Genomic DNA, 15,250 nt, shown 5'->3' on the forward strand with positions numbered 1-15,250 from the left:
GTCGAGGTCGTGCTGCCAACCCGCGTCGTCGGCAGCGTCGACGCACGCCCGCGCGCTCGGGAAGGTGAGCACCCGGCCCCCGCGGGCGGCCACCCGGTCCAGCTCGTCGGCGCCCTGTCCCCACCAGACGAAGAACGTCCGCCCGTCGAACACCAGCCCCTCGGGCCGGCCGGACACCGGCAGCTCGTCCGTCAGCTCGGCCACGTGCGCATCGTCTCCCGCATCGGGGGTCACACGACGGGTGCGTGGGCCCCGTCGCGGAAGGACGAGACGGCGGCGGCCGGGAGCGGGCGGGACAGCAGGTAGCCCTGCACCAGGTCGCAGGCGTCGGCGCGCAGCAGCTCCAGCTGGTCGACCTCCTCCACGCCCTCGGCGACGACGGTCAGCCCGAAGGTGTGCGCCGCCCGGATGATCAGCGCCACGAGCTCGCGGTTGCCCGCCTCGGCCGAGGCGATGAAGCTGCGGTCGATCTTGAGGGTGTCCACCGGCATCGAGCGCAGCTGGCCGATCGAGGTGAAGCCGGTGCCGAAGTCGTCGATGGCGATGCTCACCCCGTGCGCACGCAGGGCAGCGAGGTTGTCGATGGCAGCGGGGTCGTCGACGAGCACGGTCTCGGTCACCTCGACGATCAGCAGCTCGGCCGGGAAGCCGGAGGCGGCCAGGGCGGCCAGGACGTCGTCGACGACGCCGGCCTCGGCGAGGTGCCGGCCGGAGATGTTCACCGCGAGCGTCCGGTCGGCGGCGGCCGGGTCCTCCGCCCGCCACTCGGCCAGCTGGCGGGTGGCCTCGTTGAGCACCCAGCGGTCCAGCTCGCAGATCAGCCGGGTGGCCTCGGCGGTGGGGATGAACGAGTCCGGCGGGACCATCCCGTGGCCGGGCCGGTTCCAGCGGATCAGCGCCTCGTAGCCGGTCAGCCGGCTCGTCGCGACGTCCAGCACCGGCTGGTAGTGCAACTGCATCTCACCGTTGCGCAGCGCCGCGGTGATCGCGGCCTCCAGCTCGGCCCGGGCGGTCAGCTCGGCGCGCAGCGCCTCGTCGAACACCTCGGCCCGGCCGCGACCGTGGCCCTTGGCCCGGTAGGCAGCGGCGTCGGCCTCGGCGAAGAGCACGTCGGCGTCGGTCCCGGCGTCACGGGCGACCGCCACCCCGACGCTGGCACCGATCCACACCTGGTCGGCACCGATGTCGATCGGCCGCGCGGTGACCGCGACGACCCGCTCGGCCAGCTCGACCAGGTCACGCTCCTCGGCCACCTGCTCGACGAGGACGACGAACTCGTCCCCACCCAGGCGGCAGACGACGTCTCCGGAGCGCACCGTGGCCAGCAGCCGACGGGCCACCTCCTGGAGGACGGCGTCCCCGTGGGCGTGGCCGAAGCCGTCGTTGACGGACTTGAAGCCGTCGAGGTCGACGAAGAGCAGACCGGTCATCGCGCCGGACCGCTGGGCCCGGTGCAGTGCCGCGTTGACCAGCACCCGCGCCTGGGCTCGGTTGGACAGCCCGGTCAGCGGGTCGTGCGTCGCCTGGTGGGTCAGTGCGAACTGCAGCCGCTCACGCTCCCGCACCGACTCGACGATCTGCTGCACGGAGGCGTGCACCACCTCCCCGAGCGGGCCCGGGAGCGGCTGCTCGAGGACGGGGCTGCTGAGGTCTCCCTCGGCCACGGCGGCCGACTGGGCCTGGATGCGGCGCAGGCTCGCGACGGCGGAGCCCAGCGCGGTCGACACGGTGCGCACCTCGCGGGGCCCACCGCCCTCGACCTCGACCAGTTCGCCGCGGCTGACCCGGTCGGCCTGGCCGGCGAGCACCCGGAGCGAACGGGAGATGCTGCGGCCGGTGAGGGCGGCACCGAACGTGGCGGCCAGCAGCGCGCCGAGCGCGCCCAGCAGCGTCCGGTCCCGGCGTCCGTCGGCGGCCTCGTGGTCGGCGGCCGCTGCGGCCTGCGCGTTGCCGACCGCGGTCTGCAGCAGCCCGGTCAGGGCGGCGTCCCGGTCGGTGTTCTGGCTGACCAGGGCGGCCACCTGCAGGATCGAGATCGGCGCGGCGGAGGCGTCGTCGGCCTGGGCGGCCAGGACGTCGTCGACCGCGGTCAGCGTCTCGGAGGTCCGGACGGCGTCCCAGGCGGCCACGAGCGCCGGCTGCGTGAGCTCGTCCATCTGGGCGCGCGCGTCGGTGTAGGTGCGCCAGGCGGCACGCCAGTCCAGCGCGGGGCCGTCGGTGCCGGAGAGCGTGGTCTGGGTGCTGAGGAACAGCGGGATGGCGCGGCTGGCGGTGCGGGCCAGCCGGGCGACGAGCTCGACGTCGCGGGTCGCGCGGTTGGTCCCGACGGAGACCTCGTCCCCGCGGGCCGCCGACGCCGCGTCCCGCTGGGCGGCCGTCAGCATGTCCGAGACGGCCAGGTACCCGGTGTAGGTGTCCTGCGGGGTGTCCTGCCGGCCGGCGGCGCCGGCCCGGACGCCGGCGAGCTGAGCGGCGGCCCGCTCGGCGACCTCGGCGCCCACCGACCCGGCCGGCACCGAGGCCAGCGCGTCGTCGGTGACCTGCTGCGACTGGGCGAGGGCTCCCTCGGACTGCGCCAGCTGGGCCTGGACGAGGGCGGACGGCAGACCGGTCGCGGCAACCGCGGCGGGATCGCGCAGGACGGCGAGGGACAGCACCGGGATGATCTCGTGCTCAACGCTGCTGCGGGCGGCGTCGAGCTGGGCCACCGCGCGCACCGCCGCCTCGGCGCTGGTCGCGGTCGCGGCCTCGGCGACGGCGCTGCGCACCAGGAAGGCGGTGAGGGCGATGACGCCGATCGTCGGGACGAGCACGAGCGCGGAGAGGTACACCCACAGCGGAAAGCCGCGGCCGGCCGTACGGAACGCCGATCGAAGTCGCATGCACTCCCATCGGCGTCCCGACACGCGCCGTTGAGCGCCCCGCCCGAAGGGGTGAGGCGTCAGGGGGTGGGCGCGGAGGGTCTCGAACCCCCGACCACTCGCTTGTAAGGCGAGCGCTCTACCGCTGAGCTACGCGCCCGCGGGCCCCGCTGCAGGGTCCCGCCGTGAGCCGGCGGGGGCGAGGGGGGCCTTCGATCAGGCTGCCGTGGGCAGCGCCGCGACGGCGTCCTTCCAGCCGGACTGTGCGCGGGGGTCACCGGGCTGGTTGACCTCGGCGAAGGCGATCGTCCCGTCGGCGTCGACCAGGAAGGTGCCGCGCAGCGCCATGCCGGCCTTGTCGTTGAAGACGCCGTAGGCGCGGGCGGTGTCCCCGTGCGGCCAGAAGTCCGACAGCAGCGGGAATTCGAAGCCCTCCTTCTCGCGGAAGGCCTTGAGGCTGAAGGTCGGGTCGGTGGAGATCGCGACCACCTCGACCCCGGCCTCGGTGTAACCGGCCAGCTCGTCGCGGAGCTGGCAGAGCTCGCCGGTGCAGATGCCGGAGAAGGCGAAGGGGTAGAAGACGACGAGGACTGGCCGACCACGCAGGTCGGCGAGGGACACGACGTGCTTGTCCTGGTCCGGGAGGCTGAACTCGGGCGCGACGTCGCCGACGGAGAGGCTCATGCCCCGATCGTCTCGCACTCAGCCGAGGCCGATGAAACGGCCCCCTCGCAGGGGCCCGCCGCGAGCGTGCGAGCGGTGGGGGGCGAGGGGTCCTTCAACTCGTTCAGCGACGGGAGCGCGCGGCCTTCGGGGTGACGAGGCGGATGCCCGACCAGTCCTTGGCCGCGGAGATGCTGGAGGTCTGCGCGAGCCCGGCGGTGGGGGCGGCCTCGGTGACGTCACCGGGCTCGACGTGGCCGGGGCGCCCGGACTTCGGGACCAGCAGCCACACGACGCCGTCCTCGGCGAGGGAGGCGATGGCGTCGACGAGGGCGTCGATCAGGTCGCCGTCGTCCTCGCGCCACCACAGCAGGACGGCGTCGGCCACCTCGTCGGAGTCCTCGTCGACCATGTCGCCGCCGGAGAGCTCGACGACGGAGTCACGCAGCTCCTCGTCGACGTCCTCGTCCCAGCCGAGCTCCTGCACGACCATGCCCGGCTTGATCCCCAGCCGGGCAGCCATGCTGGTGCTGCCCGAGTCGACGCTCATCCCTGCGGTTCCTCCGTGTGCTCGGCGGCCCGGTCTGCTCCGGGCGTCTCGTTCCTGGTGCGGTGCCCCGTCGCGGTGCGCGGGGCGGGTGTCCTGCAGGGATGGTGCCCTGTCCAGGGCCGACCCGCCTGGGCGGGACCCCCGGTGGACCTCGTCGGGCCACCGTTGCAGCGGAGCGTAGGGCATCGGCGGCGCGACGCAAGGTGTCCACCCGGATGCGGGGTCCGGAGGAGGCCCCCGGAGGCGTTCGCGGACCTTGTTGGGGGTCCGATCGCGAGGCAACGTGACGTGCGCCGCCCCGGCAGGAGACCATGGGGGCATGAGTGCACCGCAGCAGTCGGACGGAGACCCCGCCCGCATCACCGGCAGCCCCCGCGCGGTCATCACCGACGGCCGGCCGAGTCAGCTCCCGGACACCGACCCGGACGAGACCCAGGAGTGGCTGGAGTCCCTCGACGCGGTCGTCGACAACGCCGGTCGCAACCGCGCCCGCTACCTGATGCTCCGCATGCTGGAGCGCAGCCGCGAGCAGCAGGTCGGCGTCCCGGCGCTGCGCAGCACCGACTACATCAACACGATCGCGCCGGAGCAGGAGCCGTGGTTCCCCGGCGACGAGGACGTCGAGCGCCGGATCCGCGCCTACATCCGGTGGAACGCCGCGATCATGGTCCACCGCGCGCAGCGGCCGGGCGTCTCCGTCGGCGGCCACATCTCCTCCTACGCCTCCTCGGCCTCGCTGTACGAGGTGGGCTTCAACCACTTCTTCCGCGGCAAGGACCACCCCGGCGGCGGCGACCAGATCTACTTCCAGGGGCACTCCTCCCCCGGCATCTACGCCCGCGCCTACCTCGAGGGCCGGCTCACCGAGGACCAGCTCGACGGCTTCCGCCAGGAGGTCAGCCACCCCGGCGGCGGGCTGTCGTCCTACCCGCACCCCCGGCTGATGCCGGACTTCTGGGAGTTCCCCACCGTCTCCATGGGCCTGGGCCCGATGAACGCGATCTACCAGGCGCGGTTCAACCGGTACCTGCACAACCGCGGCATCGCCGACACCTCCGACCAGCACGTCTGGGCGTTCCTCGGCGACGGCGAGATGGACGAGGTCGAGTCGATCGGCCCGATCGGGCTGGCCGCACGTGAGGAGCTGGACAACCTCACCTTCGTCGTCAACTGCAACCTGCAGCGCCTCGACGGCCCGGTCCGCGGCAACGGCAAGGTCATCCAGGAGCTGGAGTCGATCTTCCGCGGCGCCGGCTGGAACGTCATCAAGGTCGTCTGGGGCCGCGGCTGGGACAAGCTGCTCGCCGCCGACCGCGACGGCGCGCTGGTGAACCTGATGAACACCACGCCGGACGGCGACTACCAGACCTACAAGTCCGAGGACGGCGCCTACGTCCGCGAGCACTTCTTCGGTCGCGACCCCCGCACCCGCAAGCTGGTCGAGGGGATGAGCGACAAGAAGGTCTGGGACCTGCAGCGCGGGGGGCACGACTACCGCAAGGTCCACGCCGCCTACCAGGCCGCGATGGACCACAAGGGCCAGCCCACGGTCATCCTCGCCAAGACCATCAAGGGCTGGACGCTGGGCAGCCACTTCGAGGGCCGCAACTCCACGCACCAGATGAAGAAGCTGACGGCCGAGGACCTGGCCAACTTCCGCGACCGGCTCTACCTGCCGATCCCGGACGAGGCGCTGGACAAGACCCTGCCGCCCTACTACAAGCCCGCCGCCGACTCCGACGAGATGCAGTACATGCTCGAGCGGCGTCGTGCGCTGGGTGGGTCGATCCCCCGCCGCCGGCACACCGCCGCGCAGCTCAAGGCCCCCGACGACAAGGCCTTCGAGGTCGTCCGCCGGGGCTCGGGCAAGCAGGAGGTCGCCACCACGATGGCGTTCGTCCGGCTGCTCAAGGAGCTCATCAAGGACCCCGAGCTCGGCCCGCGCTTCGTACCGGTGATCCCCGACGAGGCCCGCACCTTCGGCCTGGACTCGCTGTTCCCGACGAAGAAGATCTACAACCCGCACGGCCAGAACTACACCTCGGTCGACCGCGAGCTGATGCTGGCCTACAAGGAGTCCACGACCGGGCAGATCCTGCACGAGGGGATCAACGAGGCCGGCTCGTCCGCGTCGTTCATCGCCGCCGGCACGTCGTACGCGACGCACGGCGAGGCCATGATCCCGATCTACATCTTCTACTCGATGTTCGGGTTCCAGCGCACCGCCGACGAGTTCTGGGCGGCCGCCGACCAGATGACCCGCGGCTTCCTGCTGGGCGCCACCGCGGGCCGCACGACGCTCAACGGCGAGGGGCTGCAGCACGAGGACGGCCACTCGCTGCTGCTGGCCGAGACCAACCCCGCCGTCGTGTCCTACGACCCCGCGTTCTCCTACGAGGTCGGGCACATCGTCAAGGACGCCCTGCGCCGCATGTACGGCGAGGACCCGGGCGCTCCGCTGGGTGGGGACCGCGACCCGAACGTCATGTACTACCTGACGATCTACAACGAGCCCTACGTGCAGCCGGCCGAGCCCGCGGACCTGGACGTCACCGGCCTGCTAGCCGGGATGTACCGCTACGCCGAGGGCCCGGCTGTGGAGGGCTCTGCCGACGGTGGCGAGGTCGCCGACGGCACCAAGGCACAGGTCCTCGCCTCCGGCGTCGCCGTGCCGTGGGCGCTGCGGGCGCAGGAGCTGCTGGCCGAGGACTGGAACGTCTCGGCCGACGTGTGGTCGGTGACCTCGTGGAACGAGCTGCGCCGCGAGGCCCTGGCGGCGGAGGAGTGGAACCTGCTCAACCCCGCCGAGGAGCCGAAGGTCCCCTACGTCACCCAGCAGCTGGCCGACGCCCCCGGGCCGGTCGTGGCGGTGTCGGACTGGATGAAGGCGGTCCCCGACCTGCTGTCGCCGTTCATGCCGCACGGGATGGTCTCCCTCGGCACCGACGGGTTCGGCCTGTCCGACACCCGCCCGGCGCTGCGGCGGCACTTCCGGGTCGACGCCGAGTCGATCGTCGTCCGCACGCTGGCCTCGCTGGCCAACCGCGGCGAGATCGAGCGCGACGTCGTCCGGCAGGCCGTGGACAAGTACCGCATCGGCGACGTCCAGGCCGCCCCGGAGGACACCAGCACCACCCCCGAGCAGCAGCCCGAGGCGTAGTCCCCCGCGGCGGCCAGCCACTGCCGTCCCGACGGTGATCAGGTGACCTGATCACCATCTGTCCCCCCGCGCCAGCGTTGGTGCGGGGGGACAGTCGTTGGTGCAGGGGGACGTCGGTTCGACGTCCGGCACGTACACGCACCGACGGACGCCGCGGCGGGAGCGGGCGTCCACAACGGCGGGCGCCGTCCACAGATCCGCGCGCACGGTCCTCGATGTGGTGGGCACGTCCGACGGTGCTTAGGTGCACACCTTCCTCGCCGACTCGATGCGCCGCCACGCCGACGTCTTCACGACGGCCGAGGCACTGGCCGTCGGCGTCGACCGCAACGCCATCGGCCCCCTCGTCCGCTCGGGAACCTGGCGGCGGGTTCGGTACGGCGTCTACACGACCGGCGAGGTGTGGCGCCGACACGAGGCCGGAGGGCGGACCCACCGGCTGGAGTGCGCTGCCGCGCTCCGCCGCCTCGACCGCCCCGATGTGGTCGTCAGCCACGACTCGGCCGCGCGCCTGCACCGACTCGTCCTCCCCCGGTCGGTCGACGCCGCGATACGACTGACCGATCCAGAGCACTTCCGCACCGGCCGTGGCTACCGCATCAGTCAGGCCTCGCTGCCCCCTGCGGACGTCGTCGTGCACGAGGGACTGCCTCTGACCACGGTCCCCCGGACACTGGCCGACGTCGGGCGGGAGTGGTCGTTCATCGACACCGTGGTCGCTGCCGACGACGCACTCGCCGACGGCCGGACGACGCCCGACGAACTGCGGGCGGCCTCCCTGGCGCAGACACACTGGACCGGCTGCGGCGACGCCGCACGTGCCTTCACGGCGGCACGGACCGGTGCGCACTCACCGCACGAGACGAGGACCCGCGTGGCCCTGCTCGCCGCCGGGCTGCCCGAACCCCTCCTGCAGCAGGCGGTCCTCGTCGACGGACAGCTCGTCGCCGTCCTGGACATGTACTGGCCCGAGCAGGGCGTGTTCGTGGAGTGCGACGGCATGGTCAAGTACGCCGACCCGTGGCGCGGTCGGACACCGGCCGAGGTGCTGTGGGAGGAGAAGCGCCGCCAGGACCGCCTGCTCGACCTGGACCTGCACGGTGTGCGGGTCGCACCGGAGGACCTCCGCACCGACTGGCACGGGAAGGTCGCGAGGCTGACCACGCTGCTGGACCGGGGGCAGCGCGTGGCCCCTCGCGTCCGGACCACCTTGTGGCACGGTGGGCTGCGGATGCCGCATCCAGCCGCCACCGCTTGATGCCGCCGTCCCCCTGCACCAATGGCTCGCCCCCTGCACCAACGCTGCTGCAGTGGGCCAGACGGTGATCAGGTGACCTGATCACCGTCCGGCGCTGCAGACCGTCAGCCCGCCAGGGCCTGGACCGCCATGAGGGCGTACATCGCGACGCCGGCGGGGAACGCGGCCTCGTCGAACACCACGAGGTTCGAGTGGTTGCCGGGCGCCGTGGCCGGGTCGAGCTCGGGCAGCCGGGCGCCGAGGAAGGCCATCGCGCCGGGCACCTGCTCGAGCACGTAGGAGAAGTCCTCCGCGCCCATCAGCGGCTGCGGCATGACCGCACTGGCGTCGGCGCCCAGCAGGACGGCGGCGGCCTCGGTCACCTGCGCGGCCACCTCGGCGTCGTTGACCGTGACCGGGTAGCCCTCGACCCGCACGAACTCCCCGCGCAGCTCGTGGGCGGCGGCGACGTGCTCGCCGACCCGCTGCACCGAGGCGACCATGTCGGCCCGCCGCTCGGGTGACAGGGTGCGGATGGTGCCGTGCACCAGCGCGGTCTCCGGGATGATGTTGTCGGTCCGGCCGGCCTCCAGGTGCCCGACGGTCACGACGGCGGGGTCGAAGACGTCGACGCGGCGGGTGACCATCGACTGCAGCGCCAGGATGATCTCCGCGGCCACCGGCACCGGGTCGGCGGACATGTGCGGGGTCGAGGCGTGCCCGCCGCGGCCGTGCACGGTGATCGTGAACTGGTCGGCCGAGGCCATCATCGAGCCGGGCCGCACGTTGATCGTGCCGGTCGGGAACATGGTCGAGATGTGCACCGCGAACGCGCCGCTGACGGGGGCCTCCGGGACGACGTCGAGCAGCCCCTCCTCGAGCATGAACCGGGCGCCGTGGTGGCCCTCCTCCCCCGGCTGGAACATGAACACGACCTGCCCGGCGAGGGTGTCCCGCCGCTCGGCGAGCAGCCGGGCCGCGCCCACGAGCATCGCGACGTGGGTGTCGTGGCCGCAGGCGTGCATGACGCCGGGGTTCTCGGAGCCGAAGTCCAGGCCGGTGTCCTCGGCCACGGGCAGCGCGTCCATGTCCCCACGCAGCAGGTAGGTGGGGCCGGGGCGCCCGCCGCGCAGCACACCGACCACCGACGTCGTGCTCGTGCCGGTGGTCACCTCGATCGGCAGGTCAGCCAGCGCTTCCAGGACCAGCGCCTGGGTGCGCGGCAGCTGCAGCCCGATCTCGGGCGTGCGGTGCAGGGCGCGGCGGAGCTCGACCGTGCGGTCGGCGTCGGCGCGTGCGGCGGCGAGCAGGTCAGCGGCTACGGATGCGTCGGCAGGCATGCCGCACAGTCTGTAGCAGCGCTCACGACCGCGGCGACCCGCTAACGTCCCCGGCATGTCCTGGGACGACAGCCGCCGATCGTTCACCGAGGCCGCGCACTGGTTCCTGCCCACGGTCGACCGGGTGGGCGAGCGGTGGGCGGAACCCGGCCTCGGCGAGTGGGACGTGCGCGCCCTCGTCGGCCACACCAGCCGGTCCTTCCTCACGGTGGAGAGCTACCTCGCCCGACCCGCCGCCGGCGTCGAGGTGGGCTCGCCGGCGGACTACTACGCGGCCACCCGCGCGATCGCGTCCTCCCCGGACGTCGCCGCGCGCGGGCGGGACGCCGGTGCCGCGCTGGGCGCCACGCCCGCCGCTGCCGTGCACGAGATCGCCGCACGGGTGCTCGCCCTGGTCGGCACCTGCGACGGCACCGAGCTCGTGACGACGATCGCCGGCGGCATGCGGCTGGCCGACTACCTGCCGACCCGGACGTTCGAGCTGGTGGTGCACACCCTCGACCTCGCCCGGGCACTTGGCGAGCCGCTCGACGTCCCCGCACTGCCGGCCGCCGAGGCGCTGTCCCTGGTGGTCGGGCTCGCGGTCACCGGCGGGCAGGCCGGAGAGCTCCTGCTGGCCGCGACCGGCCGGACGACGGGGTTCTCAGTCCTCTGACGCCCAGGCCGGTCGGGCGGCGTCCAGCTGCCAGACCAGCACCAGGTCCCCCTCGACCGGCTCCACCCCGACCAGGACGTCGTCGCCGCGGACGACCACCCGCAGCCCGTCCGGCACCCCGGCCCCTGCGGGTCCGAGCCAGAGCCGGGCGTCGGCGCGACCCAGATCGACCCAGCCGGTGGGCCGCAGCAGGACGTCGTGCGCCGGCTGCGCACCCGGGGCGGCCGCCCGCAGGTACGTCTGGACGACGTGCGCCCCGCCGGCGCCGGCCACCTCGTCGTGCTCCAGCCCCCGCCCGGCCCGCAGCACCGCGACGTCCCCCGGGCCCAGGACCGCCTCCCGCCCCCAGGCGTGCCGCAGCGAGCCGGTCAGCAGCACCGCGACCACGTCGACGTCGGCGTGCGCGTGGCGCCCGTAGCCGGCGTCGGCAGCCAGCCGGTCGTCGGCCATCCGCAGCAGCGGCCCCAGCGACCCGTCGTCCGGCGCGAGCAGCACCCGTGAGCTCATCCCGTCAGCCTGCCCGGCCAGGCGCGGGCCGCAAGCGCGACCAGCAGCGACCAGGCCACCCCGAGCGCCCAGCCGCCGACGACGTCGGACAGGAAGTGCACGCCCAGCCACATCCGGGTGCACCCCACGAGCAGGGCCAGCAGCACCCCGGCGAGCAGCGCCCGGCGGCGTCCGGCCGGCGCCAGCAGGGGCCAGGCGACCACCAGCGCGACGGTGACCAGCGTGGCGACGCCCGAGGCGTGGCCACTGGGGAAGCTGAGCGAGTCCAGCTCCGCCCCGCCCCCGGCGAACTGCGGGCGCGGCCGCCCGACCAGCTCCTTGAGCAGCGTGGTCAGCGGCCCCACCAGCGCGGTGGCGACCAGCACCCAGCCGGCGGTCCGGAGCGCGCGGCGCCGCACCAGCCAGACCAGCGTCGCCAGGACGACGACCCCCCGGAACGCCGAGGAGCCGGGTGCGGTGGCCACCTGCAGCACCGCCTCGTGCAGCCCGGACCGGTCGTCGCCGGCGTACAGGGCCCGGCTGACCGCCCGGTCCACCCGCAGCACCGGCCCGGACCCGGCCGCGACGGCCCAGCCGAGGAGGGCGAGCACCGTGACGCAGAGGGCGACGACCGCCGTCGGCCGACCCGGACGGGCGGTGTGCACGCACTCCACGATCCCCGACGGCCCGGCCCGTGACAGGCTCGGGGCATGGAAGCCGCCGGACGGACCGGGGAGAACGCGCCCTCGGAGGCGACGCTGCGCCGGCTCGAGCGCGCCTCGGGAGCCCTGGCGACGCAGGCCGTGGCCCGGATGGACGAGGAGCTGTCGTGGTTCCGGGCGATGCCGGCGTCCCAGCGCTCGTGGGTGACGCTGGTGGCCCAGGCCGGGATCGCCTCGCTGGTCGAGTGGTGCCGCAACCCCGGCCGGCCGCCCCGGCTCACCGGTGAGGTGTTCGGCGCCGCGCCCCGCGAGCTGATGCACGCCGTCCCGCTCAAGCGCTCGGTCGACCTGATCAAGGTCACCGTCGAGGTCGTCGAGGACCGGGTCGAGCAGGTCGCCGAGCCCGGGGACGCGGACCGGCTGCGGCTGACCGTGCTGCAGTTCAGCCGGGAGATCGCCTTCGCCGCCGCGCACGTCTACGCCAGCTTCGCCGAGAACCGCGGCGCCTGGGACGCCCGGCTGGAGGCGCTCGTCGTCGACGCCCTGGTGCGCGGCGACCGCTCCGAGGAGCTGCCCGGCCGGGCCGCGGCGCTGGGGTGGGCCGGGACCGAGCCGGTGTTCGTGCTGGTCGGCTCCGCGCCGCCGGACGGGCAGGACGCCCGCGCCGCCGTCCGCCGGGCCGCCCGGTCGCTGGGCTGCGAGGTGCTGGTCGGGGTGCACGCCGACGAGCTGGTCGTCGTCCTGGGCGGGGCCGCGGACCCGGCCGCGGTGACCAGCCGGGTCTGCCGGGAGTTCGGCGCGGGCCCGGTCGTGCGCGGGCCCCGGGTCGAGTCGCTGGCCCGCGCCGGGGAGTCCGCGACCGCCGCGCTGGCGGGGTTGCGCGCCGCGGCCGCCTGGCCAGACGCACCCCGGCCCGTGGAGGCCGAGGACCTGCTGCCCGAGCGCGCCCTGGACGGCGACCCGCTGGCCCGGGCCGCCCTGTCCGAGCGGGTCGCCTCACCGCTGCAGGACGCCGGCGGTGAGGTGCTCGAGACGGTGCGCACCGTGCTGGGCACCGGGGGCAACCTGGAGGCCAGCGCCCGCGCGCTGTTCGTGCACACCAACACCGTGCGCTACCGGCTCAAGCGCGCCGCCGAGCTCACCGGGTACTCCGCGACCGACCCCCGCGGGGCCTGGACGCTGCAGCTCGCCCTCGCCCTGGCCCAGCTCGAGGGCGACCGCTCGCTCTGGCACTGACCGCCGGAGTTGTGGCCTCACCCACCGACACGCGGCCCCGCGCCCGGTTGACCGGGCGCGGCTTGTAGGGATCCTCCAAAGATCCCCCCGTGTTGTTCGTGGGCGATGCCAGCCCGCGCGCGCCGTCGGACTGGCACGGTGAACAGGTGCTCGCCGTCCTCGCCCCCGGTCAGGGGGCCCAGAAGCCCGGGATGCTCACCGAGTGGCTCGACCTCCCGGGCGCCGAGTCCTTCTTCCGCTGGGCCGGAGCGATCGCCGACGCCGACCTCCTGGAGCTCGGCACCACCGGTGACGCCGAGGCCATCAAGGACACCGCGGTGACCCAGCCGCTGGTCGTCGCGATGAGCCTGTTCATCGCCCGCGAGCTGGGCGGCATGCCCGGCCCCGTCGTCCACTCGCCGCAGGCCGGCCGGGACGTCGTGATCACCGGCCACAGCGTCGGCGAGCTCACCGCGGCTGCGCTGGCCGGCGTGCTGTCGGTGGAGGCCGCGATCGCGCTGACCGCCGTCCGCGGCCGGGCCATGGCCCGTGCCTGCGCGCAGACCCCGACCGGCATGTCCGCCGTCCTGGGCGGTGACGCCGAGGAGGTGCTCGCCGCGATCGAGCGGCACGGGCTGGTGCCGGCCAACATGAACGGCGGCGGGCAGGTCGTCGCCGCCGGCTCCCTCGACGGGCTGGCCGCGCTCAAGGCCGACCCGCCCGCCAAGGCCCGGATCGTGCCGCTGTCGGTGGCCGGTGCGTTCCACACCTCCTACATGGCCCCGGCCCGCGAGGAGCTCGAGGCGCTGGTCGGTGGCCTGCGCCCGGCCGACCCCAGCCGGCTCCTGCTGTCCAACGCCGACGGCGCCGCGGTCACCAGCGGCGCCGAGGTCGTCTCCCGGCTGGTCAGCCAGGTCACGAGCCCGGTGCGCTTCGACGCGTGCCTGGCCACGCTGCGCGACCTGGGGGTCACCGCGGTGCTCGAGCTGCCCCCGGCCGGTGCGCTGGCCGGCCTGGCCAAGCGGGAGTGGAAGGGCGCCGGCATCGAGGTGCTGGCGCTGACCGGCCCGGCCGAGCTGGAGCGCGCCCGCGAGCTCATCGCCGCCGAGCGCGGCCGCGCCGAGGCCGAGCACTCCCCCGACTGGCGGGTGGTCGTCTCCCCCGCCCGCGGCACCGTCGTCCCGGCCGAGGTGCCCGAGGGCACCCACGTCCCGGCCGGCACCCCGCTGGGCCGCATCCGCAGCCGCCGCGAGGAGGTCGACGTCTCCGCCGGGTACGACGGCGTCCTGGCCGAGTGGCTCGTGCAAGACGGCGACCTCGTGGACGCCGGAGATCCGCTCGCCCGTCTCTACCCCCAGGAGTCCCGATGACCGCCATCACGCTGCGCAAGGGCGCGCCCGGCGCGCAGATCCTGGGCCTCGGGTCCTACCGGCCGCGCCGCCGGGTCACCAACGACGAGCTGTCCACGATGATGGACACCAACGACGAGTGGATCCAGAGCCGCGTCGGCATCGCCGAGCGCCGGTGGGCGTCGGAGGACGAGACGCTGGTGGAGATGGCCGTCGCCGCAGGCGGCAAGGCGCTGGCCGCCAGCGGTCTGGCCCCCGAGGACGTCGACCTGGTCATCGTGGCCAGCGCCAGCCTGACCGCCCCCATCCCGGGCATCGGCCCGCAGGTCGCCCACCGCCTCGGCATCCCCCGCCCCGGCGCCTTCGACCTCAACGCCGGGTGCGCCGGGTTCTGCTACTCCCTCGGCCTGGCCAGCGACGCCATCCGCAGCGGCGACGCCCGCAACGTGCTGGTGGTCGGGGTCGAGCGGCTCACCGACGTCACCGACCTCACCGACCGCACCACCGCGGTGATCTTCGCCGACGGTGCGGGCGCGGCCGTGGTCGGCGCCTCCGAGGAGCCCGGCATCGGCCCGGCCGTGTGGGGCAGCGACGGCGACCAGTACACCGCCATCGAGATCGCCGCGGGCCGCTCCACGATGACCATGGCCGGCCAGGCCGTCTACCGCTGGGCCACCACCAAGCTCACCGAGACCCTCGTCGCGGCGATGGACGCCGCCGGGGTCACCGCCGCCGACATCGACGTCTTCGCCCCGCACCAGGCCAACCTCCGCATCGTCGAGTCGATGGCCAAGAAGCTGGGCCTGCCCGAGAGCACCGTGATCGCCCGCGACATCGTGCAGTCGGGCAACACCTCGGCCGCCTCCATCCCGCTGGCGCTCACCGCGCTGCAGGAGTCGGGTGAGGCGGAGTCCGGCGACCTGGTGCTCGTGCTCGGGTACGGCGCCGGTCTCACCTTCGCCGGCCAGGTGCTCCGCCTGCCCTGAGACACTCCGACCTCGCCGGGACACCCGTCCCGGTCGACGGCGACAGCTCGTGAGGGCCGCCGCCACTTCGTGCACAGAGAGGACCC

Annotated in this window: 13 protein-coding genes and 1 tRNA gene; 6 read left to right on the plus strand and 8 right to left on the minus strand. The window is 74.2% G+C overall.

What is annotated here, in order from left to right:
- From GCU67_RS08265 to GCU67_RS08285, 5 genes are all read right to left on the minus strand, one after another.
- The coding region (locus GCU67_RS08265; RefSeq protein WP_163610632.1) for a hypothetical protein at positions 1 to 204 on the minus strand (204 nt) is incomplete at its 3' end.
- A gap of 26 nt (positions 205 to 230) precedes the next feature.
- Positions 231 to 2,882, minus strand: a complete 2,652-nt coding sequence (locus GCU67_RS08270; RefSeq protein ID WP_163610633.1) for a putative bifunctional diguanylate cyclase/phosphodiesterase — start codon at positions 2,880 to 2,882, stop codon at positions 231 to 233.
- Between the two features lie 67 nt (positions 2,883 to 2,949).
- Positions 2,950 to 3,021: transfer RNA gene (locus tag GCU67_RS08275), tRNA-Val, on the minus strand.
- Between the two features lie 56 nt (positions 3,022 to 3,077).
- Positions 3,078 to 3,545 carry a peroxiredoxin gene (locus tag GCU67_RS08280; RefSeq protein ID WP_163610634.1) on the minus strand — a complete coding sequence of 156 codons (468 nt, stop codon included), beginning with the start codon at positions 3,543 to 3,545 and terminating at the stop codon, positions 3,078 to 3,080.
- 103 nt (positions 3,546 to 3,648) lie between these two features.
- Complete coding sequence (locus GCU67_RS08285; RefSeq protein WP_163610635.1) at positions 3,649 to 4,074, minus strand: DUF3052 domain-containing protein; 426 nt, start codon at positions 4,072 to 4,074, stop codon at positions 3,649 to 3,651.
- A gap of 319 nt (positions 4,075 to 4,393) precedes the next feature.
- Here GCU67_RS08285 and aceE point away from each other — a divergent pair, with 319 nt between their 5' ends.
- Positions 4,394 to 7,234: a pyruvate dehydrogenase (acetyl-transferring), homodimeric type gene (gene aceE / locus GCU67_RS08290; protein WP_163610636.1), complete on the plus strand. Its 2,841-nt coding sequence runs from the start codon at positions 4,394 to 4,396 to the stop codon at positions 7,232 to 7,234.
- A 244-nt stretch (positions 7,235 to 7,478) separates the two neighbouring features.
- Positions 7,479 to 8,492: a type IV toxin-antitoxin system AbiEi family antitoxin domain-containing protein gene (locus tag GCU67_RS08295; RefSeq protein ID WP_163610637.1), complete on the plus strand. Its 1,014-nt coding sequence runs from the start codon at positions 7,479 to 7,481 to the stop codon at positions 8,490 to 8,492.
- Positions 8,493 to 8,596: 104 nt separating this feature from the next.
- On the opposite strand, the gene GCU67_RS08300 is transcribed toward GCU67_RS08295, so the two are convergent.
- Positions 8,597 to 9,811, minus strand: coding sequence for a M20 metallopeptidase family protein (locus GCU67_RS08300; RefSeq protein WP_163610638.1), 1,215 nt, complete (start codon positions 9,809 to 9,811; stop codon positions 8,597 to 8,599).
- A 55-nt stretch (positions 9,812 to 9,866) separates the two neighbouring features.
- On the opposite strand from GCU67_RS08300, the gene GCU67_RS08305 reads away from it, so the two are divergent.
- Positions 9,867 to 10,466 carry a maleylpyruvate isomerase N-terminal domain-containing protein gene (locus GCU67_RS08305; protein ID WP_163610639.1) on the plus strand — a complete coding sequence of 200 codons (600 nt, stop codon included), beginning with the start codon at positions 9,867 to 9,869 and terminating at the stop codon, positions 10,464 to 10,466.
- On the opposite strand, the gene GCU67_RS08310 is transcribed toward GCU67_RS08305, so the two are convergent.
- Both GCU67_RS08310 and GCU67_RS22740 read right to left on the minus strand, forming a co-directional pair.
- Complete coding sequence (locus tag GCU67_RS08310) at positions 10,455 to 10,973, minus strand: pirin family protein (protein ID WP_163610640.1); 519 nt, start codon at positions 10,971 to 10,973, stop codon at positions 10,455 to 10,457. The two genes, GCU67_RS08305 and GCU67_RS08310, sit on opposite strands and share 12 nt — an antisense overlap.
- Positions 10,970 to 11,617: a phosphatase PAP2 family protein gene (locus GCU67_RS22740; RefSeq protein WP_163610641.1), complete on the minus strand. Its 648-nt coding sequence runs from the start codon at positions 11,615 to 11,617 to the stop codon at positions 10,970 to 10,972. Before GCU67_RS22740 ends, GCU67_RS08310 begins: the two co-directional genes overlap by 4 nt.
- Positions 11,618 to 11,662: 45 nt before the next feature.
- Between GCU67_RS22740 and GCU67_RS08320 the strand changes: the two genes are divergently transcribed.
- From GCU67_RS08320 to GCU67_RS08330, 3 genes are all read left to right on the plus strand, one after another.
- Complete coding sequence (locus tag GCU67_RS08320; RefSeq protein WP_163610642.1) at positions 11,663 to 12,850, plus strand: PucR family transcriptional regulator; 1,188 nt, start codon at positions 11,663 to 11,665, stop codon at positions 12,848 to 12,850.
- A gap of 89 nt (positions 12,851 to 12,939) precedes the next feature.
- On the plus strand, positions 12,940 to 14,199 hold the full coding sequence (locus GCU67_RS08325) for an acyltransferase domain-containing protein (RefSeq protein WP_338104872.1): 1,260 nt from the start codon (positions 12,940 to 12,942) through the stop codon (positions 14,197 to 14,199).
- On the plus strand, positions 14,196 to 15,164 hold the full coding sequence (locus tag GCU67_RS08330; RefSeq protein WP_163610643.1) for a beta-ketoacyl-ACP synthase III: 969 nt from the start codon (positions 14,196 to 14,198) through the stop codon (positions 15,162 to 15,164). Before GCU67_RS08325 ends, GCU67_RS08330 begins: the two co-directional genes overlap by 4 nt.
- Positions 15,165 to 15,250: the final 86 nt, after the last annotated feature.

This window comes from Modestobacter muralis (genome assembly GCF_010682105.1).
GTDB lineage: Bacteria > Actinomycetota > Actinomycetes > Mycobacteriales > Geodermatophilaceae > Modestobacter > Modestobacter muralis.

Excerpts from the sequence above, each read along its gene's own strand:
- GCU67_RS08280 (WP_163610634.1), bottom strand. The coding sequence starts at position 3,545 with ATGAGCCTCTCCGTCGGCGACGTCGCGCCCGAGTTCAGCCTCCCGGAC.
- GCU67_RS08320 (WP_163610642.1), top strand. The coding sequence starts at position 11,663 with ATGGAAGCCGCCGGACGGACCGGGGAGAACGCGCCCTCGGAGGCGACG.
- aceE (WP_163610636.1), top strand. The coding sequence starts at position 4,394 with ATGAGTGCACCGCAGCAGTCGGACGGAGACCCCGCCCGCATCACCGGC.
- GCU67_RS08300 (WP_163610638.1), bottom strand. The coding sequence starts at position 9,811 with ATGCCTGCCGACGCATCCGTAGCCGCTGACCTGCTCGCCGCCGCACGC.
- GCU67_RS08330 (WP_163610643.1), top strand. The coding sequence starts at position 14,196 with ATGACCGCCATCACGCTGCGCAAGGGCGCGCCCGGCGCGCAGATCCTG.
- GCU67_RS08305 (WP_163610639.1), top strand. The coding sequence starts at position 9,867 with ATGTCCTGGGACGACAGCCGCCGATCGTTCACCGAGGCCGCGCACTGG.
- GCU67_RS08270 (WP_163610633.1), bottom strand. The coding sequence starts at position 2,882 with ATGCGACTTCGATCGGCGTTCCGTACGGCCGGCCGCGGCTTTCCGCTG.
- GCU67_RS08285 (WP_163610635.1), bottom strand. The coding sequence starts at position 4,074 with ATGAGCGTCGACTCGGGCAGCACCAGCATGGCTGCCCGGCTGGGGATC.
- GCU67_RS08310 (WP_163610640.1), bottom strand. The coding sequence starts at position 10,973 with ATGAGCTCACGGGTGCTGCTCGCGCCGGACGACGGGTCGCTGGGGCCG.